This window comes from Gaetbulibacter aquiaggeris, assembly GCF_044003965.1.
GTDB classification, from domain to species: Bacteria; Bacteroidota; Bacteroidia; order Flavobacteriales; family Flavobacteriaceae; genus Yeosuana; species Yeosuana aquiaggeris.
Window position 1 is genome coordinate 17,193 of record NZ_JBAWKC010000007.1, and the last position, 24,740, is coordinate 41,932.

Sequence of the window (24,740 nt, forward strand, 5' to 3'; positions counted from 1 at the left end):
TTATTACAAAATAAACTTTTATATATTCTTAATTTTCTATTTTTACCATAGACATTTTACTGTTGTATACCTTAGTACCTTTAGTTTCTAATGCCCTTGTAGCACCTGATATATCATCATATTTTTCATAATAGATGAAATATTTACCAGAGCTCACATCATAGAAGAAGTTGATATCCTTTTGTCCAGCTGAGACTGCTTTTGTTAAGAATTCATCACGCTTAGCAATATCTGTATGTACTGCAAGAACCAGATAATAACCACTTTCTACATTACTTACACCTTTTATAATTTGTACGTTACTTTGCTCCTCACCAAAATCAAAATCTTCTTGCTTAAGCGGCACTGTACTTAGAGGCGTATTTTGTTTGATTATATTTAATGTAGCCTGATCTTTTAAGTATCTATCTTGCTCATTGTCGTAAGTGGCTCGTTTTATTCTACGTTTTCTCTCTATTTCAGTTTTTACCTGAATATCCTCAAGTGTCGTTAGTAATTCTTCTTTAGAACTTACTACCTGTGATTGCTCTGTTTTTAAATCTTGAATAGTCTTTTTATAAAACACATTGATTGAATCATTCATGTTTGGAATGCTTTGAAGTCTTTCACTATATAAATTCTCCAATTGAACAATTTTTTCATTCTGATCTGAAATTACATTTTCCAACTCTGTTTTTAAAGATTCTATAGCTGCATTTTCTTCCGAAACACTTTTAAAAGGTTTTGGTTCTACATAAATACCTTGTTCACTTAAATCATTTTCCTGTTTTAAATCTTTAAGATCCTTTTCTTTACTAGCAACAGTCTCTTTCAATTTGGACAATAATTGTTGGATTCTTTCATATTCTTTAGTCGATGCCTTAATATCTTCAATAGCCGAATCAGTTGTATCAACTACCTTTTCATTGGCAAGCGCTTCTGCCTCTGCCAATTTAATTCTGGCTTCTTCATCTGCTTTTGCTTGTGCCTCTGCTGCTGCTAACTTCATTCTGGCTTCTTCATCCGCTTTTGCTTGTGCCTCTGCTGCTGCTAACTTCATTCTGGCTTCTTCATCTGCCTTCGCTTGAGCTTCTGCTTCTGCTAGCTTCATTCTGGCTTCTTCTTCATCTGCCTTCGCTTGAGCTTCTGCTGCCGCCAGCTTGATTCTGGCTTCTTCATCTGCTTTGGCCTGTGCTTCTTCTGCCAGTCTAATTTTTTCTATTTCGTCTGCTTTTGCTTTTTCTTCAGCTGCCAATGCCGCTATAGCATCTTCATCTACTTTTTCTTGAACCTCTTTTTCTGGCTTGATCTTGGCCTCTTCTTCTGCTTTAGCCTTCTCAGCAGCAGCTAGTTCAGCTTTCGCCTTTCTGTTGGCTCTGAATTCTTCATCTGACTTAGTTGAGTCTTTTTTATTAGCTACCGGACGTTTAGATTTAGTAGTAGGTGTAATTAAAGCACCCTCTTCATCATCACCACTATATAAATATCTATTATTATTCTTAAATTTATAGGCTAAAGTAATTTCATGGGAATTACCAAATGACGCTAAATCACCAATGGCTTTCTCATAATTATATTCCAGACAAATTTGATTGGTTAAGTTAAACCCAATACCACCAGAGGCACCATAAAGGGTATTATATCCTGCCTGTGCCCACACCCCTTTTGGAAGTGTTAACATCATAATTCCTGAAATAACGGTTTTTTCCTTTTTAAATTCTGACCTAATCAAACCTGAAAATTTACTTTCATCAAAAAAACCACGACCATTTAAATAACCGGTATACATGATATGAGCTTGAATACTTTGTTCTGGATTATCTTCAATCATCTGATTTGTCTTTATATTGTAAGACACTAGATTGTTTAATGAAAGTCCGAAATCAAAAAAAGCAGTTCCATAATTAATACCAGGATTGATGGCTAAAACAGAGTTTGATGGTATATCATTTAGTGATGGATCATCAGAAAAATTAGTAATAACACTGCCTTCATTTAAACCACTTTTGTAGAATGCTAAATTCATACCAAACGTTAAATTTTGTTCTCTATCTAGAACAGCATTGTAGGCAAAGTTCAATACACCACCAAAGGTTGTTAACACCCCATAATTCTGTTGGAATAATCCAACACCAGCGCCTACATTTTCTCTAAATCTGCCTGAATAACTAAATAAATAAGTTTGCGGCGCATTTTCAAATTCAACCCATTCCCGCTTGTTAGTAAAACTCATGTATTTATTTTGTTCTCTTACAAAACTAAAAGTGGGATTGATAATATATTTATTAAACTTTAATGAATTTCTTACAGGTATAGCAAAAGCCACGACACCATCCTCCTGAGCATAGAACTGCTGCATAAAAGTGAAAAATAATACTATATATAGAAGATATCGTTTCATGTTATTTTATGAGGGTAATAGAGCCTTTTCTTACTTTGCTGTTTTGTGGTATGATTATATAATAATAGACTGGGTTGATGTCTTTAAAAATGATTTCATTTTCTGGCCAGTTATTCTGATAATTATTTGTTTTTAGTACTAATTCACCTTGAGAACTCAATATGGTTACTTCTGTATTTGTTCCGTTAACATACTCTTGAGGAATAACCCAGGTATCATTCTTACCATCTCCATTTGGACTTATCAAATTAGGGATGTTAGCCACATCTGGATAGGGTTCTGTTACGGTAAATAAAAATTCTGTAGATGATATACATCCTGAAGTTTGTGTGATGACTACTTTGTAATTTCCTACTTCCGTGACCCCGTAACTGTTGCCATTTGCACTTGGTATTAATAATTCATCCAAAAACCATTGAAATTCTGGATTCACAGCATCCGTTGTAACGGTAGCTGCAAGCGTTTCACCATATGCTAACATATTAAATTCCGAAACGTCAATAGTACTGGCAAATCCGCCATTATTGAGGTCTATAGATCCATTGGTTACGCAATTCCCTAAATCAATAGTGACCGTATAGGTACCTGCTTCATTTGTAGTATAGGTTGCATTGGTAGCTCCAGCTATCACTACTCCGTTTAAATACCATTGATAGCTATCTCCTTGTATTGTACTTAGTGTGGTATCACCATCACTTGCACAATACGGATTACCTAAACTAGAAAGAATAGAAGCTTCAGCTCCAGCACCAGCCTCACTTACGGTGACGCGGTTTGAATATGAATTAGAGGTACAGGTGCCGTAATTTGTTTCAACAAAATAGGTTCCTGGCTGTGTTACTGACAAACTGGGTCCTGTAGCCACAAAAACAGAAGTTGTTGGACTTGTTTCCCTATACCAATTAAAAGTTAGTGATGGGTATTGCAAAGGAGAATTGTTCGATCCCGTTCCCGGATTATCAATGGACAATAAATAACTTCCACCTGAACAAAATGTGCCAGTAGAAATTAAGTTATTAATAGTAAAGGGTTCATCTTGTATTTTATAATATGCCGGAAATGATATAGAACCGATGCTAGTTGCCGCTGGATTTGTACTTTTAATTCTTACCTTAAATGATTCACCAGCCGTTGTGTTTGGTATGGCAAAACCTAAAGTTGCTGGAGAAGAAGTGACTGCTCCCTGGGCTGAAGTATAAACCGTTGTTGCATTTGAAAAACTTCCAGTTGCATCTGATAGTTCTATTATAAATTGATTTGTTGCACCTAAGTTAGTTGTAGAAAAAGGAAATGTTGCATAGTAGATATTAAATGATTCACTTGCACATGCCTGACTAAAACCTAAACTAGGTGTGCCTATTTGAGCATTTATAGTTTTCGTATAAGAAAAAACTAATAAAAGAACCATTTTAAAAATAGCAATATTTCTCATTAGATATTATATTCTTTAGTAAATAAACCTCTGAAAACATTCAATGTTATCATGCAATATTTCAGGGTTAATAAATTATATATTCAATAGTTACTGTTTAATCAAAAGAAGCATTGAAATTTATAAGCCATTAAAAATAAAACTACAAATCCCACCTCTTTTATTAAGCTAATTATTATCAATTTTCTTTAATCAATTCTTAAATCTGGATCAAGATCATTTGTCGCAATAATCTTGTTAATTCGTAATCTAAAGTCAGGTCTTCTCTCGTTATTTAAATCAATAAATGTTTCAGAATTAAAACTTTTAGCGTACACATTAAAAAAGGCACTGTTACCATACCAGTTTTCTAGATCCTCATTATTAGCATTATTTTCAACAAAAATATTTCCATTACAATTGTTGAAATACATATTTTCAAATTTAATTTTTTCTAAATTTTCTTGATTAACGCTGATCTTATTTTGCAGTAATACCGCTGGATTAAAGCCAGAAATAACACTTTTATTCATATCAAGTAAGGCATTTTCTCCTACGTATACAGCTTCTTTAACCAGACCCTTTTCAATATCTGCTTTTAAATTTTCACTATTATTTAAAAATGTTAAATTGTTTGCTTTTACAGAAGTTCCCTTTTTACTAAAGTCAACTTCCTCCCTTCTATCATAAGACATAATTTGCATACATCTCGCTCCATTGCTGCTGGAAACATAAGGAGAGCGCACAGCTAAGGAATTGTCCAATTTACATTGCGCTCCATAGTTAAATTTATAATCATTACTATTTGATCTAAAGGAAACCAGTTTATACAAATTAATTTCACCTCCCCAAATTTCGAATGAATTCCCAGCTGAATAACTAATCATTATATTTTCAATTGTTGTTTTATTACCAACACCAGCCAATAATAAGCCATTAAAATAGTCATCATTCTTTATTCGTTTACCTGCATATTCTATACGAACATATCTTATAACACCAGAATTGCTCTCACTATTTATGCCTCCATAATTTGTATTCGTATAGGCCGTAGATGAAAGATCTGCATAAAATGTGGCTACAGAGCCATTTCCAAATTTATTTGATGGTGCGTCACCTAAAATGATTACACCTCCCCAGTCACCAGCTCTTTTAACACTTCTATTTGAAGTAAAAACAATAGGGTCCGTTTCTAAGCCATCAGCTATTAAAGTAGCTCCTTTAGAAATAGTCAGAGATGCCTTTGAAGCATAATCCCCTAATATGACTGTTCCGGGCTCAATTGTAAGGGTAGCATTATTGGTAACAAAAACATTTCCTACTAATAGGTAAATATCTCTTTTAGACAGTTTAGTATCTTTGGTTATATTCCCTGTTAATATTTGAGTAGGACTATCATAATCCTGTTGATTAGGTTTAAAATCGGTCCAATTATGTAACCAATTATTTTGGCCCTTTATTCCTTTTTCTTGTTGCCCAAAGGTGCTCCCAAAAATAAGAAGGAATACCAATAATGACATTTGAGTCAAGCGTTTCATAGTTAAATATTTTATAGTTAAAAAAACTAAATCAGATTTTTCATCTAATTATTTATCAAAAATATAAAAAATCCTATGAAATACCAATTTTTTCGATGAAATACATAAAATATGTTATTAGTATATTATTTTTATCGACGAAATGCACTTTTACCTGTTTAAAAAAAGAATAGATTTATAATAATTCATATTAAAATTCTTGATTTTTAATTTTTAAAATTGATAAAAATCTACGTCTTAAAGTTATATTCTGAAAATTATTTGAATACAATAAAATAGATCCAAAAAAAAAGTCTCAGTATGCATACTAAGACTTTCTAATATTTCAATTAAGAAATTAATTTTTAATGAAATTCGCTATATTCATGTAATGACTTCATAATTTCTTCATAAAACAAAATAGCCGAAATTAAATTGTTTGTATCTGAATATGGTAGAATCGATTTTTGAAATTCGTGATTGGCTTCCAGAAAGTCTTTTGTTGATTCAAATTTTTTATCTAATATTTTTCTGTTATCCTTATCATTAGGAATACCCAAAGTTGACATGGTAATCCCTGGTTTAGTTGCAAATGAAATATACGGAAGGGTTTCAATCAGACTTTCAATACGCTCTACATAAAGGGTTAACAACTCACCTTTTTGCATGCGCTCTAATTCTTCTTTATTGTGATATTTTTTAATAGCTACTTTTTCGTTAATAATACTTTTTGGTTCATCTCCTTTTTGGGCAAAACCAATGCCAGTAACTAAGAAAAAACTGAAACTGAATAGTATAATCTTTATTTTCATGTCTAAGATTTGAGTGTTCAACAAGGCAAATATATGCAATTAATCGTATAAAACAAGCGTTTTATCGGATTTTTTAACAAAAAAGCGGATTTTAACAAGAAATTTAATTGAACTCTTTGATAAACAGACATTTCTCTTTAACAAATTTTAATGTGTTTACACAAAAGACATTGACCTATTAAAAAGTTTTAAATACCCTTTTTTTTAATCTAAACACCCTAATTTATCCATAAAAAACTCTTTGTACTTCACATTTTTAATTTCTATAAAGTCTTTAGTTCCTTGCAGCTTAATAGATTTTATAGGAGATGCTTTAAGTTTTGATATCGATGAATTTGTTAGAATACCTTTCAAACTAAAATTGGCACAATCTACATTCCATGAATGGTAAATAGTAACCACCGTATTATTCTCTAACTTAATTTTCGCATAAGACCTGTTATGGGTAAAATAACTGGCACATCCTAATTTGCTATCAAAATTTATAAAAACATGTTTCTTATTTCCAATTCTGTATAATTCAATTTTCATATGATCACTCACCTTATAATTTTCAGTCTTAATAATCTTTTCATTATAAAATGTATCAATTTCATTCATCTGATAGTTACAGGTAAATCTTAATTCATTTCTTTCAATATCTCTACTTTCTTGATCCATTGTATCATCTGTTTCGACTTTATCCACATTAACCTCATGTTTTAACTCCATGCCTAAAAGCTCTACATCTTCATTTTTTTTCTGAGTTTCATCAATATTTAATTCTTCTTGGGTCAGTTCAACATCTTGTTTTTCAATTTCAATAGCACTGTATTCCTCATATTTTTTTACAGCCTCTTCAAGTTCTTCATTTATAACTAAATATTCAGAGGTCACGTAACCCACCCATTTTTTATATTCAATTTTAAATTTATTGTTTCCAAGATAGCTTTTTACTAAACACTTTTGTCCCTTATTAAATTGAGCCTTTTCCAGAGAATTTCTACTGGACGTTTCATATAAGTCTCCATATTGGTTAAACTTAGTTTGAATATTTAACTCTGTATTTTTTTTACTAAAATCAGGTCGATGAATTTTATTGCTTTGTTTATTGATTTTATCTACTGGTTGTCTTTTTTCTGTTTGGACAGCTATTGCTTTTGCTTCAAGGTCTAATCTTTTTCTTTCTTCTTCATCTGCTCTAGCTTTGGCTTCAGTGGCTACTCTTATTCTGTCCTCTTCATCTGCTTTAGCTTTGGCTTGAACTGCTAATCTAATCCTTTCTTCATTATCTGCCTTAGCTTTTGCTTCAGTGGCTAATCTTGTTCTCTCTTCCTCATCTGCTTTAGCTTTGGCTTCAATTGCTAATCTTATTCTTTCTTGTTCATCTGCTTTAACTTTTGCTTCATTTGCTACTCTTATTCTTTCTTCCTCATCTGCTTTAGCTTTTGCTTCATTTGCTACCCTTATTCTTTCTTCCTCATCTGCTTTAGCTTTGGCTTCAACTGCCTCTCTTCTGCTTATTTCTTCATCTGCTTTAGCTCGGCTTTCAATACTTATTTTAGTTTCTTCAACAATGCCGTTATTAACATAATCTTCATTATAATCCTTATTTTCTTTATAATTTTTAATAACATCTTCTAGTTCGTCATTTATTACTAAATATTCAGAGGTCACATAACCCACCCATCTTTTATATTCAATTTTAAATTTATTGTTTCCTAAATAGCTTTTTACCAAACACTTTTGACCCTTATTAAATTGAGCCGTCATAGGCGAATTTCTACTTGACGTTTCAAATAAGCCTCCATATTGTCTAAACTTAGTTTGAATATTTAATTCCGTATTTTGCTGAATATAGTCAGATTGAGATCTAACTTGATAAAAAGAGAGAATTAAAAGCAGTGTTAAATATTTATACATTATTATATCGATGTAAAAAGAAAACTCATTTTTTAAATTAATATTTGATTTTTATATACAAGGGCAAATTACTTCCCGATACAGAAATTAGCAAAAATGTTTCCCAACAAATCATCATTAGTAATTTCTCCCGTTATTTCACCAAAATGATAGAGCGCCTGCCGAATATCGATAGCCATTAAATCGCCTGATAAACCTGTATTTAATCCATATTTTACTTTTTGAATTTCTTCTAATGCCTTAATCAATGCATCATAGTGCCTTGAATTAGTGATAATAGTTTCATTATTTCTTAAAGCACCCGTATTAATTAAATTGAGAAGTAACTTGGTTAAATGTTCAACCCCAAAACCTGTTTTTGCCGATAACAGTTGTATTTCAGGAATTTCCTTTTGCATTACAGCTATTTGAGAATCATCTATTTGATCAATTTTATTAGCAATTACAATGAGTGGCTTTTGAGGATATTTATTTTTGATTTTTTCTAGTTCCACTTTAAATTCCGAACTATGTATATTAAACTGAGTACTATCAAACAAATAAATAACAACTTGAGCCTGCTCAATTTTTTCAAAAGTTTTCTTTATACCAATACTTTCAACTACATCCGTTGTATCTCTAATTCCGGCAGTATCAATAAATCTAAAACCAATCCCTCCTATTGAAATTTCATCTTCAATAGTGTCTCTTGTAGTGCCAGCTATTTCTGAAACGATTGCGCGTTCTTCATTTAATAAAGCATTTAAAAGTGTAGACTTACCAACATTAGGTTCACCAACAATAGCTACAGGAATACCATTTTTTATAACATTCCCAACCGCAAAAGAATCTATTAATCGCTTTAAAACGAAAGTTATGCGTTCGACTAAAGCTTTAAACTGGGTTCTATCAGCAAACTCAACATCTTCCTCAGCAAAATCAAGCTCCAGTTCTATAAGTGATGCGAAGTTTAGAAGTTCTTCACGGAGTTTTGCTATTTCAGAAGAAAAGCCTCCGCGCATCTGTTGCATCGCAATTTGATGTGAAGCTTCATTATCACTGGCTATTAAATCTGCCACTGCTTCTGCCTGACTTAAGTCTAATTTACCGTTTAAAAAAGCACGCAAGGTAAACTCACCTGCAGTAGCCATTCTGCAACCGTTTCTTAAAAATAATTGAATGATTTCCTGCTGAATATAATGAGAACCATGACAAGATATTTCTACTACATTTTCACCAGTATAGGAATTTGGGTCTTTGAATATTGAAACCAACACTTCATCAATGGTTTTTTCACCATCCACAATATGACCTAAATGAATGGTATGGGTTGCTTGTTTGCTTAAGTGCTTATTTGAAACAGATTTAAAATGTTTTTCTGCAATGAATATTGCCTCTTTTCCAGATAACCTGATAACAGCAATAGCTCCAACACCCGATGGTGTGGCAAGAGCAACTATGGTGTCATTATATATCATGATAAATCCTTAAACTAAATAAATACCGTCTGATTTAATTTCTATAAGGTGCTGTTTATACAATGTACCAACCGCTTTTTTAAAATTTTTCTTACTCATTTGCAGTTGTGCTTTGATATCTTCCGGATCTGACTTGTCTGTTAGATTTAAAAATCCACTATTATCATGTAATTCGTGCATAATTAATTCTGCATTGGGTTCAATATTTCTATATCCAATTTGCCCTAATGTAATATCCAGTTTGTTGCCCGGACGTATCTTTTTTACAATTCCTTTTAATTTATCTCCAACACTTAAATCCTTAAAAATGGCATCTTTATAAATCAATCCAGCATGTGTTTTATTAACAATAACATTCATACCAATCTCTGAAGGATGAGAAACAATTAAATCAACTTCATCAAACTCATTAACGGTAAGCGTCTTGTTGTCTAAAAACCGATTGGTTTTACTAGAAGCCACCAACCTATTTGTCTTTTCATCTAAATAACAATACACCAGATACCAACCACCCGGTTTCATTTTAAAAGCCTGTTCTTTAAACGGACAAAACAATTCTTTAACTAAGCCCCAATCTAAAAAAGCACCATAGTCGGTTATTTGATTACAGCGCAATAATGCAAAATCATTTAATTGAATATAGGGTTTATCAGTGGTTGCTACCAGACGTTCTTCATTATCTAAATAAACAAAAACCTCAATTTTTTCCCAAATTTTAAAATTTTCAGGCACATATCTATTTGGAAGCAAAACTTCATTTCCATCTTCATCTGCTATATAAAGACCTTGAACTGCCTCTCTAATTATTTCTAATGTGTTTATTTTTCCTAAATGTATCATGCTGCAAAGGTAGTGAAATCAATGTTTTTAATATTAAAAAGCACTGCTATTATACAGTACTTTTTAAATTCTATAATCTATAAACTATTTATAAACAGATTCCTTTTTAAAATGCTTAGTTAACAAATAATAAACGACTTCTCTCTGTTTATTTCTATTCGATTTACTATCAGTTTCGATATCAGAGGCAATAGCTAAATCTTATCTAAACCAAAGCATCAAAATATTTCAAAAGAACCTCATCATTAATTATTCTAGGTGTGAATATTTCCAACAATTTAGGTCTGTAAGATTCTGAATAAAAGTTTTCAAGTCTATTTTTTAATTGTTGGCCTGTTTTTGCACTTAAATATTCAAAACTGTACATTTTACTCATATATTTTGCATTTAAATCATGCTTAGTTTCAAAAAAAGTATCAAAATTTTTAGTGTTTTTCTGACCGGGTAGAATTCTAAAAATACCACCTCCTTGATTATTAATAACTATAATTCTAAAATTATTAGGTATGTAATTATTCCATAAGCCGTTGCTATCATATAAAAAACTTAAATCTCCAGTTATAAAAACGGTTCGCTTTTTACTGACTACTGAAAAGCCTATGGCTGTGCTGGTACTTCCATCTATACCACTTGTCCCTCTGTTACAATAAACCTCTAATGTTTTATTAAGATTAAATAATTGGGTATAACGTATTGCAGAACTATTACCAACCTGTAAAATGGAATGGTTTGGGATTGATTTTAGAATTAAATCAAAGACTATAAAGTCACAAAACGGTATCTTTTTAAGATATAAATTATGTCTTTCTAATCTCCTGTCTTTAACTGCCAGCCATGTTTCTTTATAATCACTTTTTACATAATGAGTTATTTTAGGTAATAAAGATTCAAAAAACTGATTTGGAGATGCCTCAACATGCATACTCAAACAGAAAAAAGTATCATATGCCTTTTTCTTATCAATATGCCAATGGTGTTTCGGTTGATATTTTCTTAAAAATGATTTTATTTTTTTTGAAACAATCATACCTCCAAAGGTCAAAAGAATTTCCGGCTGTAGATCGATTTGTTCTTTTTCAGTTAAGGGCGCTATTATCTGATCAATACTGGGTAAAAAACTGTCATCATGTAAATTAGAGGTCGTTTCTGTAAAAATAATAACACTATCATCTTTTGCAATATCATCTAACCACTTTTGTTCTATCTGATTCGGTTGATTGACGCCAACTAAAATCATTTTTTTAGTTGCGGAATTCCAATATTCATAGCATTCTTGTAAAGCATAAGAATCAACAGGTTTTTCTTTTAAAACAACATCTGTACTTTTTGTCTCAATACTTTCCTTATCAACCGTTTCATAAAGTGGCTCATCAAATGGAATATTTATATGAACCGGACCCTTTTCTATAATGGCCGTATTTATAGAGGTATTAATTTCAATTTCATTATGGGTTTGAATATCCTTTTGAAAACCCAGAAAACGTTCCAATTTATCCTCCAGATTTTTCATGATAGGCAGATCTTCTGTTAAGGGAATATTCTTTTCATCTTTTAAATCCAATTTAAGATTTGCAGAATATAAAATATGATTTTGGAACACATATTTTTGATTAATTGTTTGCCCATCCCCTATTTCAATTAAATGTTTAGGCCTGTCCGCCGATAATACAACTAATGGAATATCACTGTAAAATGCTTCTGAAATGGCTGGGTAATAATTTAATAAAGCACTACCTGATGTACATAAAACAGCTACAGGGTGCTTTAACTGTTGAGCCAACCCTAATGCAAAAAAAGCCGCACTTCTCTCATCAACAATACTATAGCATTTAAAAAATTTATCAGCAGTAAAACCAATGGTTAAGGGAGCATTTCTGCTACCTGGTGAAATAACTATATGCTTAATGTTTTTAGCCTTACAAAGTTGAATAACAGTTTGAGCAAGCGGAATTTTAGGATAAATCATAAATGAATTTTCTATAGCAAAAATAAGAAATAGACCTAATATAAAATCATTACAAAATACTTTTAATGACTTTAGATTTTGAGACCGTTTCTTCCCATTCCTTTTCGGGATTAGATGTTTTTGTAATACCGCCGCCTATATATATGTAAGCCTCATTATTTTTTATCTGCATACAACGCAAATTAACATATAATTGTGAGCTCCTTTTAGAATAGGTATAGGCTTGGTTTTCAATATTCCTTAATTTGGAACTTGGTCCTGATTTTTGTTCAAAATTAAGCTCGCCCAAATAACCAGTATAAAACTCTCTATTATAGTTCTCGTTTTCAATAATAAATCTTTTAGCAGTTTGTTTTGGCATACCGCAAACAGCTGGAGTGGGGTGAACAACAGATAAAATATGCTTTAAATTAAAACTATCCATATTCAAACTTGCCTTAATCATAGTTTTTAAATGTACCACATTACCAGCCTTAACCGTTTCAATATCAGATATTTTTATATTTTTTACTAAAGGTTTTAAGTTTGAAGTAATAAAATCAGTGACAATTTGTTGTTCCTGTTTTTCCTTGTCTTCCCAATCTACATTCAAGGTTCCTTTATAATCTTGTGTTCCGGCCAATGACATCATTGAAAACTGATGTCCTTCAATTTTCATTAATGTTTCAGGCGTTGCTCCTAACCAAAGCCCAAATTTTGGATGATACCAGCAATATACAAATGCCGATGCGTATCTGTTTAATAAGTTTTTAAAAAACTGAATGAAATTAGAACCGGATACAGTCACCGTTTCTTTTCTGGACAAAACCACTTTTTTAAAAATATTTTTATCAATATATTGAATTCCCTTAGCAATCAACTCAATATGGATTTCTTTTTCTAATTCACTAAAAATAATCTCATTTTGATTTGGATGGAAAGCTTCCTCCATTGAATATAAACAATCCAAGCTATCAGCATGCTCCAAAGGAATTAAAATACTGCTTTCAGAATCATCAAAAGGGGCGAATACAAAACCTGTTTCTTTATAATTTTCAACCTCATAAACAGTATCATTTGTTTGAAAAACCCCCTTTAAATCAGATGTTAAAGGTTTTCTATAGGCTACAAATGGTAATTGATCATTGTATTGTTGCTGAATTTTAGTAAAAAATAGTTCTGAGGCAATCAATTTTAATTCTTTTTAGGTAATGAAATAGTAGATAATTTGCAAACGGCTATCAAATTATCCTTATCATCAGTGACTTTAATATCTAATAATTGGGTGGTTCTTCCTTTATGCAAAAAAGTTGCTCTTGCATAAACAAAACCTTCTTTAACACTTTTTATATGGTTAGCCGAAATTTCTATACCACGAACAAAAAACGCTTCAGTGTCAACAAAAATATGTGCTGCAAAACTACCCACACTTTCTGCCAAAGCTACTGTTGCACCACCATGCAGCACACCATCTGGCTGATACACTTTTGAATTTACGGGCATTCGCGCTGTAAGAAAATCAAAACCATAATCAATCACTTCAATACTTAAAGTTTCCATGAGCGTATTTTTGCTTGCTGAATTGCATTTTGCTAAAACCTCTTCTTTAGTTATTTGCATAGAAATAATGTATTTTTAAACTCGTGGTAAAAGTACAAAACCAAAGCTTAATATAAATCTTGAATAGAACGAAATATGAAAGTTCCATCTTTAGAAAATGACCGCGTCAAATTAACCCTACTTGACCTGAGTAATTTTAAACATTTACTACTGGTTGCACAGCAAGAAAATCTAACACAATATTCACCTAGTGACATTTCAACTCCAGAAAAACTAAAAGAATATGTTGAAATTGCGGTAGATGGTTATTATCAAAAAACCATAATTCCATTTATTATTTATGACAAGAGAATGCAAGCTTATGCTGGAAGTACACGTTTTGGACTGATTAATTATAAAAATAAAGTACTGCATATTGGTTGGACCTGGATTGGAAAAGAGTTTCAAAGAACTGGTTTAAATGTGAATATGAAATTTTTAATGCTTCAATATGCTTTTGAAACTTTAGAATTTGACAAAGTTGAATTTAGAATTGATGAAAGAAATACAAAATCAAGAAAAGCAGTAGAAAAATTAGGAGCCACCCTTGAAGGTATTCTGCGCAAAGATACTTTAATGCTTGACGGTTTTAAGCGCAGTACCTGTTGCTACGGTATATTGAAAGAAGAATGGTTAAATATAAAACAAACACTTCTTTAGTAAAATTAATCTTTTACTAGATTTTTTATAATTTCTTTAATTGGCAAAATAGCTTTGGTATGTTCAATACTTGGTCCGGCTACCCAAACTGTTTTATAAGTAACTTTAGTAGCCGCATTTTGGGTCGCTTTCATCCCAATGGAAAATCGAATCATTTTTACCCATTTTTTAAGTTTTTTATTTTTATTTAAAAGGGTTTCCAGCCAAGTTTGTTTGGTTCCAATTTTCTGAACATAAGGGGTATTAATAACTGTACATGGGGTTCCCGATATACGTTCAGTCACTACAATATCTTGAGCACCGTATTCCACACAGGCTTGTTTGTATTCCTCAGTTACATTAGCTTCAATTGAGGCAATGAAAGGGCTTCCCACAGATACGCCCGCAGCGCCATAACTAAGCATTTTATCAATATCTGCTTTACAACCTACACCACCAGCTGAAATAACTGGTATTTTACAATGAGACACTAATTCTTTAATTAATTCTTCAGGAGATCTATTCCCTCGGTGTCCACCTGCTTCATTATTCACTGCTATAATAGCGTCAGCACCCAGATCTTCTACTTTTTGTGCAAATTTTAAATCTACCACATCACAAAAAACCTTTATTCCAGCTTTATGTGCTTGCTTTATGGTTTCCTCAGGACTTCCTAAAGAAGTGATAATAAAATCACAGCCTTCCTCACAAATAACTTCTAATTGTCCTTTATATTTAATATTTGATTTATTGACGATTAAGTTAAAACCAAAAGAACCACCTTCAACTTTTGCTTTTTTTAATTCTTTTAATGCAGCCCTTAATTCATCCAGTGTTCTATAATTTAAAGCAGGAATACAACCAGCAATTCCAGCTTTCATAGCTTCAATGACCATTGCGGTGTTTGAAACTAAAAACATGGGCGCTTGAATAATAGGATATTTAATATTTAGGAGACCTTTCAATTTATCAGATTTTAAAATTAATTTTTAAATATACAAAATTAGTGTGCGAGCATAATAAAATTAATCAACATGTAGATAAAATTATTAGGCTCATTGATGAATATCATTTCTAAAATTTGCATCTATGGGTAACTTTATTGTATTAAATTAAAATTTAGTGTATTAATTAAAATAAAGTTATTATGAAAAATTTAATTATTGGTTTGTTCATATTTGGTGCAACGAGTCCATTATTCGCTCAAATTACCGAATTACCTGAAGTAGAAATTACAGCTGTAAATTATAAATATTTAAATGCTGTTGATTCAGAAGATTTAGATCTTGACGTAAAATTGTTACAAGAAAAAGTAGCCATGTACGATATAAAAAATTCTGACCTTTATAGTGATGAATATAACCTGTATAACGTGGATTTCTTTATTCCTGATGGTAAAATACTTGCCGCTTATGATAAAGATGGAAAAATTCTAAGAACCATTGAAAAATTTAATAATATTAAATTACCAAAGGTCATTCTTGAATCCATTTATAATAGGTTCCCTGGGTGGTCTATATCTAAAAATGTCTATAGTGTAACATATAACGAATATAATAATAAAAAGATTTTTAAAGTCATATTAGAAAATGGTGATCAAAGATTAAGATTAAAGTTAAATGCTGAAGGTGATTTTCTATAAAATGATCTAAAAATTAAAAAGCACAACCAAATAGTTGTGCTTTTTTTTTACATAATTTATTTTTTTTCTACTATCAACTCAATTTTAAACCTATTTAATATTATTTTCATCTATTTAATTTAGAATCAAAACATATTAAAATTTACTATGCGCGCATAGTAATTGATAATCAATATGTTATGCGCGCATAATATATTATTTTACTTAATGAATTGATTACATGACTTTTATCATGTTTTTATTATGCGTGCATAGTTATTTTTATACTAATTAATCTACATATTTAGTCATGAAAAAATTATTCTTAGGTTTATTTATTTTTGGACTAACCACCCAAATTAATGCTCAAACAATTGAACTACCAGAAGTTGAGCTTTCTGTCAATTACAAATATTTAAATACTACCAATTCTAAGGAAATTGCTGTTCCTGTTAAAAAATTAGTTAACGAGGTTTTAGCCTTTAATGAAGATAACACCGATGTTTATATTGACGATAATGGTGAGTATAGTGTGTCATTCTATATTCCGGAAGGAGAAATAATTGCGGCTTTTAATAAAGAAGGAAAAATACTCAGAACATTTGAAAAATATAATAACATTAGATTGCCGCTGGAAGTTTTACAAATGATTGCAAACCGTTATCCTAATTGGGCCATTGCAGGAAACACCTATCTTGTGAGCTTTCATTGCGAAAAAGGTATCACAAAAAAGCTTTATAAAATCAGATTAGAAAATGTGGATGAAGTTTTGAACATAAAAACTGATGAAAAAGGTATCTTCCTATAATATTTTATCCTTTTAAATAAAAAAACGCAACTAAAATTAGTTGCGTTTTTTATTATTATTAAGATTCTGAATTCAGTTCAGAAAAACAAGACTATTTCACTTCTTCAAAGTCAACGTCTTCAACATCACTACTTTCTTCCTGTCCGTTTTGACTAGCATCTGGACCTGGTTGAGCATCGCCTTGTTGAGCTTCAGCTTGCGCTTTATACATTTCTTCTGAAGCTACTTTCCAAGCTTCATTAATTTTCTCTAAAGCAGGCTCAATAACAGCCACATCTTTAGTTTCATAAGCCTTTTTAAGTTCTTCTAAAGCCTCTTCAATCGGTTTCCTTTTATCATCTGATAATTTCTCACCAAATTCTTTTAACTGGCTTTCAGTTTGGAAAATCATAGCATCCGCAGCATTTAATTTTTCAGCCTTTTCTTTAGCCAATTTATCAGCTTCGGCGTTTGCTTCAGCATCTGCTTTCATCTTTTTGATTTCCTCTTCAGTTAAACCTGAAGATGCTTCAATACGAATATCCTGTGTTTTACCGGTAGCTTTATCGCCAGCAGTTACATGAATAATACCGTTAGCATCAATATCAAACGTCACTTCAATTTGAGGTGTACCACGTCTTGCAGGTGGAATACCATCTAAGTGAAAACGTCCAATTGTTTTATTATCAGCAGCCATAGCTCTTTCCCCTTGTAATACGTGGATTTCAACTGAAGGCTGATTATCTGCCGCTGTTGAGAATACTTGTGATTTCTTAGTAGGAATCGTTGTATTTGCCTCGATAAGCTTAGTCATTACATTACCCATAGTTTCAATACCAAGTGATAAAGGTGTTACATCTAAAAGCAATACATCTTTTACATCACCTGTTAAAACACCACCTTGGATACCGGCACCTAATGATACTACTTCATCAGGATTAACTCCTTTACTTGGCGTTTTTCCAAAGAATTTTTCAACAGCCGCCTGTACAGCAGGAATACGTGTTGAACCACCAACCAAGATTACTTCATCAATATCACTTTTTGATAATCCCGCAGCTTTTAAAGCCGACTCACATGGAGCAATTGTACGTTTAACTAAATCATCAATTAATTGTTCAAATTTTGATTTTGTTAAAGTACGCACTAAGTGTTTAGGTCCACTTGCAGTTGCCGTGATATAAGGTAAATTAATTTCTGTTTGGGCAGAAGATGATAACTCAATTTTTGCTTTTTCAGCAGCTTCTTTTAAACGTTGCAATGACATTGGGTCTTTACGTAAGTCCATGCCTTCTTCAGCATTAAACTCATCAGCAAGCCAGTTAATGATTTTCTCATCTACATCATCACCACCTAAATGCGTATCACCATCAGTAGATAAAACTTCAAATACGCCATCACCTAATTCAAGGATAGAAACGTCATGAGTTCCTCCACCAAAGTCAAAAACTACAATTTTTTGATCTTTTCCTTTTTTATCTAAACCGTAAGCTAATGCAGCAGCAGTTGGTTCGTTAATAATTCTTCTAACTTTTAAACCTGCAATTTCTCCAGCTTCTTTGGTTGCTTGACGTTGTGAGTCATTAAAATAAGCAGGTACAGTAATAACAGCTTCTGTAACTGTAGTTCCTAAATAGTCTTCAGCTGTTTTCTTCATTTTTTGAAGAATCATTGCTGATAATTCTTGAGGCGTATATAAACGACCATCAATATCAACTCTAGGCGTGTCATTATCTCCTTTTACTACTTTATAAGGTACGCGATCTGCTTCTTTTTTAGACTCAGAAAATTTATTACCCATAAATCGTTTAATAGAATAAACAGTTTTTGTTGGGTTTGTTACGGCTTGACGTTTTGCTGGATCACCAACTTTAATTTCGCCTCCTTCAACAAAAGCAATTACAGATGGCGTGGTACGTTTACCCTCTGCATTCGGGATAACAACGGGTTCGTTACCTTCCATTACAGAAACGCAAGAGTTTGTTGTTCCTAAATCAATTCCAATAATTTTACTCATAATATGTTTACTTTATAATTTGTGTTGAATGTTCATTTTTAATTTCAAGTGGTTAAAGTCAATGATTATGCCAACTAAAAAAAACTGACAAGCTGTCATTTTAAATTAAAAATTATAAACTTTTCGCCTGTCAATTAAAATCAATTTGTAACTTTAAAAAAAATAAAAAATATGAAAAAAGTCTTATCCCTTTTATTTGTTTCTGCTTTATTACTGTTTTCCTGTGAAGGTGAGCAAGGCCCTCCCGGTTTTGATGGTATTGATGGTGGAATAATAGTATCAAACGCCTTTGAAATTCAAGTAGACTTTAACCAAGCTAATAATTATGAAATTGTTGAACCGTATGGATTTGATGTATTTCCATTTGATGTTACTTTAGTCTATATACTATGGGAAACATCCAACGGACAAGACATTTGGCGATTGATACCCCAAAGCGTAGAATTTCCAGACGGCCTATTAACTTATAATTTTGATTTTACTCAAAATGATGTAAGACTCTTTTTAGACGGCACAACAAATTTCAGCTTATTAGCACCAGAATGGACTATAAACCAAGTTTTTAGAGTAGTGGTTGTTCCTGCCGATAATGTTGATGGTTTAGATATTTCAAATTTAAATGCAGTCATGAAAGCGAATCATATAGAAAGTTTTATGAAGAAATTTTAATCTTAAAAGATTACGAATAAACTTAAAGTCTGGAAATTATTTTCAGACTTTTTTTATTGTAAATATTTGTCCACTATTATCATTAACTTCTATTACAAAATGTATATTTGGGACGAACCTAAAACGATTTGATAAATGGAGTGTATTTCTGTTTTTGATATGCTTAAAATTGGTATTGGCCCTTCCAGTTCTCACACTTTAGGACCTTGGCGAGCAGCTGAACGATGGATTAAAGAATTAAAAACTGCAGAAATCTTTGATAAAGTTGAAAACATAAAAGTAGATTTATATGGTTCCTTATCGTTAACTGGTAAAGGACATGCAACTGATTTTGCTATTATGTTAGGTTTAAGTGGTGCAGATCCTGAATTAATTCCTATTGAAGATATAAAAACAACCATCGATGCTATAAAATTAAAAAACGCCATCTTTTTCAACAATGAAAAATATCTTGAATTTAAACCCGAAACAGCTATTATTTTTAATAAAAAATTCCTGCCTTTTCATGCTAATGGTTTAGTCTTTACTGCAACTATCAACGGAAAAAATCAAAAATCCACCTTCTACTCCATTGGTGGTGGTTTTGTGGTTAAAGAAGAACGCAAAAACTCAAAAAGAAATAAAGAGATTTTTAAAACATTTCCTTATCCTATAAAACTTGGTACTGAGCTTTTGGCATATTGTAAAACTCTGAATATACCTATTTCTGCAGTCGTTTTAAAAAATGAAAAATCTTTAAGAACCAGTGATTCTATAGATTTTGAATTACAACGAATTTGGAACACCATGCTAGAATGCATGTTTATTGGCTGTCATACAGAAGGTAGTCTTCCTGGTGGTTTAAACGTGCGGAGACGTGCTCACGATATGCATAAAAATTTAATAAGCGATTTACCTTATCATAACCCACAAGAATGGCTCGAAACCATCCGTAAAACAGAAGTTAAATTCAGACAAATACTAAAGTGGGTCAGTTGCTTTGCCTTGAGTGTGAATGAAGTGAATGCTTCTTTAGGACGAGTAGTTACAGCACCAACCAATGGAAGTGCTGGCGTCATTCCTGCCGTACTCATGTACTATTTAGTCATTGAAAATCATGAAGCTGATTTTGAACATATTAAAAAATTCCTTTTAGTTGCTGGTGAAATAGGCAGTATTTTTAAAAAGGGAGCCACCATTTCTGCAGCGATGGGCGGATGTCAAGCAGAGATTGGGGTCTCTTCAGCTATGGCCGCAGGTGCCTTAGCTGAATTATTAGGAGGCACACCTGAACAAGTCTTGATGGCGGCTGAAATTGCGATGGAACATCATTTAGGATTAACCTGTGACCCTATAGGTGGTTTAGTTCAGGTACCTTGTATTGAACGTAATTCAATGGGTGCTATCAAAGCCATCAACGCCTGTGAATTAGCTCTAGAAACAAATCCAGAAAATGTAAAGGTCCCTTTAGATAAAGTCATTGCTACCATGTGGGAAACAGCGAAAGACATGAACTCAAAATACAAAGAAACTTCAGAAGGTGGTTTAGCTGTAGGCGTCAATTTGTCTGATTGCTAGTCTCTTTTAAGTTTTATTCAAATTTATGGTTGATTACAACCTTCTTGTCTTCTGGTATCAATTAAATAAATAATTTTCCAATGCCCATTATCTTTAAACAACTGGAAACTATTGACTCCACAATGACTAAACTGATCATTAAACCAAAACTCATAGGGTGTCCAAACATGAGCCATAATCCCATCAACCTGAATATTGTAATTTAATAATCGTTCATCCCATTTTTGGTCATTTGGCCTATTGACGATAGCACTCATTAGTTTTGAAGATTCTTCCGAAACTAAAACATTGGTTCCTTCCTTAGTTGTATACGTGGTTTGCAACAACATTTTATCCATCATGACTGATTTCAAAAGCATCGTATCTCCTTTATGAAAGCCTTCAAAAAATGCATCTATAGTCGCTTTCACTTTGGTATTATCATCTTCCTGAGCTAACACTACAGTAGTTAATAAAAGGAATAAATAAAAAATGAATCGGGTCATAGTTATAGCGTTTAAAAAATAAATATAGCATTTATTTTAAGGCATTAAATGCAAGTAAAGAAAAGATTAACATTATAATTGACTACATTTTATTTAGTACTTTTACATTCATTTAACAAACAAACTATGTCAACAGCTAAAAAAGAATACAAACGAATTACAGTAAAAACATTGGTTGATATGAAAGCCAATGGTGAAAAAATATCTATGCTCACGGCATATGATTATTCCATGGCTAAAATTGTTGACAGTGCTGGAATTGACGTTATTTTGGTTGGAGATTCGGCAAGTAATGTCATGGCTGGTCATGAAACCACCTTACCAATTACTCTTGATCAAATGATTTATCATGCGTCTTCCGTAATACGTGCCGTTGACAGAGCGCTCGTTGTTGTTGATTTACCTTTTGGAAGCTACCAAAGTGATCCAAAAGAAGCATTGCGTTCGGCTATTAGAATTATGAAAGAAAGTGGGGCCCATTCTGTTAAAATGGAAGGTGGTAAAGAAATAAAAGAATCCATAAAAAGAATTTTAAATGCGGGGATTCCTGTCATGGGCCATTTAGGCTTAACACCTCAATCCATCTATAAATTTGGTACTTATACGGTTCGAGCTAAAGAAGAGCAAGAGGCAGAAGATTTAATTGAAGATGCAAAAATGCTAGAACGTATAGGGTGTTTTGCAATAGTTCTAGAAAAAATACCAGCTAAATTGGCCAAACAAGTTGCCGAAAGTGTGAGTATTCCCGTTATTGGTATTGGTGCTGGTAACGGTGTTGATGGTCAAGTATTAGTCATTCATGATATGTTAGGCATCACCCATGAATTCAACCCACGTTTTTTACGCCGTTATATGAATTTATACGAAGAAATGACAAGCGCTATTTCTCAGTATGTTACAGATGTTAAAAGCAGAGACTTTCCAAACGATAACGAACAATATTAGTGGCAAAAATTTTTTCGAATAAAAACAATCTTCAAATCTTATATGAAGACAATCACATTGTCATTGTCAATAAACGAGCTGGTGATATCGTACAAGGTGATATTACAGGTGATAAACCATTAAGTGATGTTGTCAAAGAATATATTGCTGAAAAATATAACAAACCTGGAAATGTTTATCTAGGGGTTGTTCACAGACTTGACAGACCAACCACGGGTCTCGTTATTTTTGCCAAAACGAGCAAAGTTTTACCAAGATTAAATGCCTTGTTTGCATCTAAGGATATCTCAAAAACCTATTGGGCCATTGTAAAAAATAAGCCAGCAAAAGAAAAAGACACTTTAATTGATTGGTTAAAAAAGAATCCTAAAAACAATAAGTCTTATGCCTATAAAAAAGAAGTTACCAATAGTAAAAAGGCCATTCTTCATTATGAGGTCATAAAAAAGCTTCATAATTATTTTTTACTTGAAATAAGATTAGAAACTGGAAGACATCATCAAATTAGGTCGCAATTATATAATATTGGCTGTCCTATTAAAGGTGATTTAAAATATGGTTTTGATAGAAGTAATGAAGATGGCAGTATTCATCTTCATGCCAGACACATCTCTTTTATCCATCCAGTAAAGAAAGAACCTATTGAAATTACAGCACCTTTACCAACAGACGTTATTTGGGATGCATGTTCGTGATTTTTTGTAAATTTATAATATAAGCCATGACTATGATTTCAGGACTAATCAATGCACAAAAAACCTTTTTTTTAACCGGAGAAACAAAATCTCTTGTTTTCAGAAAAAAAATGCTGTTGAGTTTAAAATCTGAACTCATTAAAAATGAACAAATCATCATTGATGCGCTATATGCTGATTTTAAAAAACCGGTATTTGAATCTGTTTTATCTGAAACTGGCCTTGTATTATCTGAACTTGATTTAACTATTAAGAAATTAAATTCCTGGGTAAAACCAAAAAAAGTATTTCCTTCCTTTTTAAATTTTCCTTCAACAGATACCATTTATTATGAACCCTATGGAACTGTTTTGGTCATTGCTCCATGGAATTATCCTTATCAATTATCTCTATTGCCTGTTATTGGTGCTATTGCCGCAGGCAATACTGTTGTATTAAAACCAAGTGAATTAACTCCTAATACTTCAAAAATTGTTGAGAACATAATTAAAACTGTTTTTGAAGAAACCTTTGTGGCTGTGATACAAGGTGATGCCAAGGTTGCTCAAGAATTATTAAAAGAACAATGGGATTATATTTTCTTTACTGGCAGTGTAAATGTCGGTAAAGTTGTAGCCCAAGCCGCAGCGCAATTTTTAACGCCAACAACTTTAGAACTTGGAGGCAAAAACCCTTGTATAATTGACGAAACTGCCAATATAAAACTTGCGGCAAAACGCATAACTTGGGGTAAGTTTTTTAATGGTGGTCAAACCTGTATTGCACCAGATTATATCATTATCCATAATTCAGTAAAACAACATTTCATTGAGGAGCTACGCCATGAAATAGAAACATCTTATTCTTCAAACCCAAAAGATTCTGCTGATTTTGCTCGAATTATCAATTCAAATAATTTTTTACGACTGGCAAAAATGCTTAAAAACGAACAGATCATCATTGGTGGAGAAATTGATGAAGCAACCTTATATATAGCTCCATCTATTATTGATGAACCCAGTTTGGAAAGTGAAGTCATGAAGGACGAAATATTTGGTCCCATTTTACCCATTTTAGGTTATTCAAATGAAGATGACATCAGAAAAATTATTTTAAATTATAATAAGCCACTTTCTTTATATGTGTTTAGTACGAATAGAAAGTTTTCTGAAAAAATGATCACAACGTATTCCTTTGGAGGTGGTGCTATTAACGATACAGTCATTCATTTTGCGAACCCAAAATTACCATTTGGTGGTGTAGGTTCAAGTGGTATTGGTGCCTATCATGGAAAACATACCTTTTATACATTTTCACACCAAAAAGCAATTGTAAAAAAAGGAAATTGGCTTGATATACCAGTGAGATATGCTCCTTATAAAGGAAAAACAAAACTGATAAAATTATTCTTAAAGTATTTTTAGATCCATTTTTAACATAAACAAGATAGTCTGAAAAATCTTTTAAAAATCATAAAGTTTAA

Annotated in this window: 21 protein-coding genes and 1 pseudogene; 8 read left to right on the forward strand and 14 right to left on the reverse strand. The window is 32.1% G+C overall.

From position 1 onward, the window contains the following. Positions 1–28: 28 nt before the first annotated feature. From V8G56_RS15830 to V8G56_RS15880, 11 genes and pseudogenes are all read right to left on the reverse strand, one after another. Positions 29–2,380, reverse strand: coding sequence for a PorP/SprF family type IX secretion system membrane protein (locus tag V8G56_RS15830; protein ID WP_395439439.1), 2,352 nt, complete (start codon positions 2,378–2,380; stop codon positions 29–31). 1 nt (position 2,381) lies between these two features. After that, positions 2,382–3,788 carry a T9SS type B sorting domain-containing protein gene (locus tag V8G56_RS15835; protein WP_395439440.1) on the reverse strand — a complete coding sequence of 469 codons (1,407 nt, stop codon included), beginning with the start codon at positions 3,786–3,788 and terminating at the stop codon, positions 2,382–2,384. Positions 3,789–4,000: 212 nt separating this feature from the next. Then, positions 4,001–5,329, reverse strand: coding sequence for a hypothetical protein (locus V8G56_RS15840; protein WP_395439441.1), 1,329 nt, complete (start codon positions 5,327–5,329; stop codon positions 4,001–4,003). Positions 5,330–5,673: 344 nt separating this feature from the next. Then, the gene (locus V8G56_RS15845; protein WP_395439442.1) at positions 5,674–6,120 is read right to left on the reverse strand and encodes a hypothetical protein; all 447 of its coding nucleotides are present in this window, start codon (positions 6,118–6,120) and stop codon (positions 5,674–5,676) included. Positions 6,121–6,324: 204 nt separating this feature from the next. Beyond that, on the reverse strand, positions 6,325–8,022 hold the full coding sequence (locus V8G56_RS15850; RefSeq protein ID WP_395439443.1) for a cell envelope integrity protein TolA: 1,698 nt from the start codon (positions 8,020–8,022) through the stop codon (positions 6,325–6,327). Between the two features lie 68 nt (positions 8,023–8,090). Then, positions 8,091–9,479: a tRNA uridine-5-carboxymethylaminomethyl(34) synthesis GTPase MnmE gene (gene mnmE, locus V8G56_RS15855; protein WP_395439444.1), complete on the reverse strand. Its 1,389-nt coding sequence runs from the start codon at positions 9,477–9,479 to the stop codon at positions 8,091–8,093. 9 nt (positions 9,480–9,488) lie between these two features. Then, complete coding sequence (locus tag V8G56_RS15860) at positions 9,489–10,319, reverse strand: CvfB family protein (RefSeq protein WP_395439445.1); 831 nt, start codon at positions 10,317–10,319, stop codon at positions 9,489–9,491. Positions 10,320–10,403: 84 nt separating this feature from the next. Further along, positions 10,404–10,514: pseudogene (locus V8G56_RS15865) on the reverse strand (DUF2853 family protein); the annotation flags it as partial. Between the two features lie 10 nt (positions 10,515–10,524). Beyond that, on the reverse strand, positions 10,525–12,285 hold the full coding sequence (gene menD / locus V8G56_RS15870) for a 2-succinyl-5-enolpyruvyl-6-hydroxy-3-cyclohexene-1-carboxylate synthase (RefSeq protein ID WP_395439446.1): 1,761 nt from the start codon (positions 12,283–12,285) through the stop codon (positions 10,525–10,527). 49 nt (positions 12,286–12,334) lie between these two features. After that, positions 12,335–13,456 carry a chorismate-binding protein gene (locus V8G56_RS15875; RefSeq protein WP_395439447.1) on the reverse strand — a complete coding sequence of 374 codons (1,122 nt, stop codon included), beginning with the start codon at positions 13,454–13,456 and terminating at the stop codon, positions 12,335–12,337. A 2-nt stretch (positions 13,457–13,458) separates the two neighbouring features. Next, positions 13,459–13,884 (reverse strand): PaaI family thioesterase, encoded by a 426-nt coding sequence (locus V8G56_RS15880; RefSeq protein ID WP_395439448.1) that lies wholly within the window; start codon positions 13,882–13,884, stop codon positions 13,459–13,461. Positions 13,885–13,959: 75 nt separating this feature from the next. On the opposite strand from V8G56_RS15880, the gene V8G56_RS15885 reads away from it, so the two are divergent. Further along, entirely contained in the window at positions 13,960–14,523 is a 564-nt protein-coding gene (locus tag V8G56_RS15885) for a GNAT family N-acetyltransferase (RefSeq protein WP_395439449.1), read from the forward strand. Between the two features lie 5 nt (positions 14,524–14,528). On the opposite strand, the gene V8G56_RS15890 is transcribed toward V8G56_RS15885, so the two are convergent. Beyond that, positions 14,529–15,422: an NAD(P)H-dependent flavin oxidoreductase gene (locus tag V8G56_RS15890; RefSeq protein WP_395439511.1), complete on the reverse strand. Its 894-nt coding sequence runs from the start codon at positions 15,420–15,422 to the stop codon at positions 14,529–14,531. A 227-nt stretch (positions 15,423–15,649) separates the two neighbouring features. Here V8G56_RS15890 and V8G56_RS15895 point away from each other — a divergent pair, with 227 nt between their 5' ends. Both V8G56_RS15895 and V8G56_RS15900 read left to right on the forward strand, forming a co-directional pair. After that, positions 15,650–16,144, forward strand: a complete 495-nt coding sequence (locus V8G56_RS15895) for a nicotinate-nucleotide adenylyltransferase (RefSeq protein ID WP_395439450.1) — start codon at positions 15,650–15,652, stop codon at positions 16,142–16,144. Between the two features lie 289 nt (positions 16,145–16,433). Then, positions 16,434–16,931: a nicotinate-nucleotide adenylyltransferase gene (locus tag V8G56_RS15900; RefSeq protein WP_395439451.1), complete on the forward strand. Its 498-nt coding sequence runs from the start codon at positions 16,434–16,436 to the stop codon at positions 16,929–16,931. 91 nt (positions 16,932–17,022) lie between these two features. Here the strand turns inward: V8G56_RS15900 and dnaK are convergent, their stop codons facing one another. Beyond that, positions 17,023–18,927 carry a molecular chaperone DnaK gene (gene dnaK / locus V8G56_RS15905; RefSeq protein WP_395439452.1) on the reverse strand — a complete coding sequence of 635 codons (1,905 nt, stop codon included), beginning with the start codon at positions 18,925–18,927 and terminating at the stop codon, positions 17,023–17,025. A 171-nt stretch (positions 18,928–19,098) separates the two neighbouring features. Here dnaK and V8G56_RS15910 point away from each other — a divergent pair, with 171 nt between their 5' ends. Both V8G56_RS15910 and V8G56_RS15915 read left to right on the forward strand, forming a co-directional pair. Continuing rightward, positions 19,099–19,596: a hypothetical protein gene (locus tag V8G56_RS15910; protein ID WP_395439453.1), complete on the forward strand. Its 498-nt coding sequence runs from the start codon at positions 19,099–19,101 to the stop codon at positions 19,594–19,596. 135 nt (positions 19,597–19,731) lie between these two features. Continuing rightward, positions 19,732–21,153 (forward strand): L-serine ammonia-lyase, encoded by a 1,422-nt coding sequence (locus tag V8G56_RS15915; RefSeq protein ID WP_395439454.1) that lies wholly within the window; start codon positions 19,732–19,734, stop codon positions 21,151–21,153. 23 nt (positions 21,154–21,176) lie between these two features. On the opposite strand, the gene V8G56_RS15920 is transcribed toward V8G56_RS15915, so the two are convergent. Further along, positions 21,177–21,638: a nuclear transport factor 2 family protein gene (locus tag V8G56_RS15920; protein WP_395439455.1), complete on the reverse strand. Its 462-nt coding sequence runs from the start codon at positions 21,636–21,638 to the stop codon at positions 21,177–21,179. Between the two features lie 126 nt (positions 21,639–21,764). Here V8G56_RS15920 and panB point away from each other — a divergent pair, with 126 nt between their 5' ends. From panB to V8G56_RS15935, 3 genes are read left to right on the forward strand one after another with little or no spacing between them, the layout of a single operon-like run. Then, positions 21,765–22,583, forward strand: a complete 819-nt coding sequence (gene panB / locus V8G56_RS15925) for a 3-methyl-2-oxobutanoate hydroxymethyltransferase (protein WP_395439456.1) — start codon at positions 21,765–21,767, stop codon at positions 22,581–22,583. Then, positions 22,583–23,278: an RluA family pseudouridine synthase gene (locus V8G56_RS15930; RefSeq protein WP_395439457.1), complete on the forward strand. Its 696-nt coding sequence runs from the start codon at positions 22,583–22,585 to the stop codon at positions 23,276–23,278. The genes panB and V8G56_RS15930 overlap by 1 nt, the downstream gene beginning before the upstream one ends. 32 nt (positions 23,279–23,310) lie before the next feature. Then, positions 23,311–24,681, forward strand: a complete 1,371-nt coding sequence (locus tag V8G56_RS15935; RefSeq protein ID WP_395439458.1) for an aldehyde dehydrogenase — start codon at positions 23,311–23,313, stop codon at positions 24,679–24,681. The last annotated feature ends 59 nt before the right edge of the window (positions 24,682–24,740 follow it).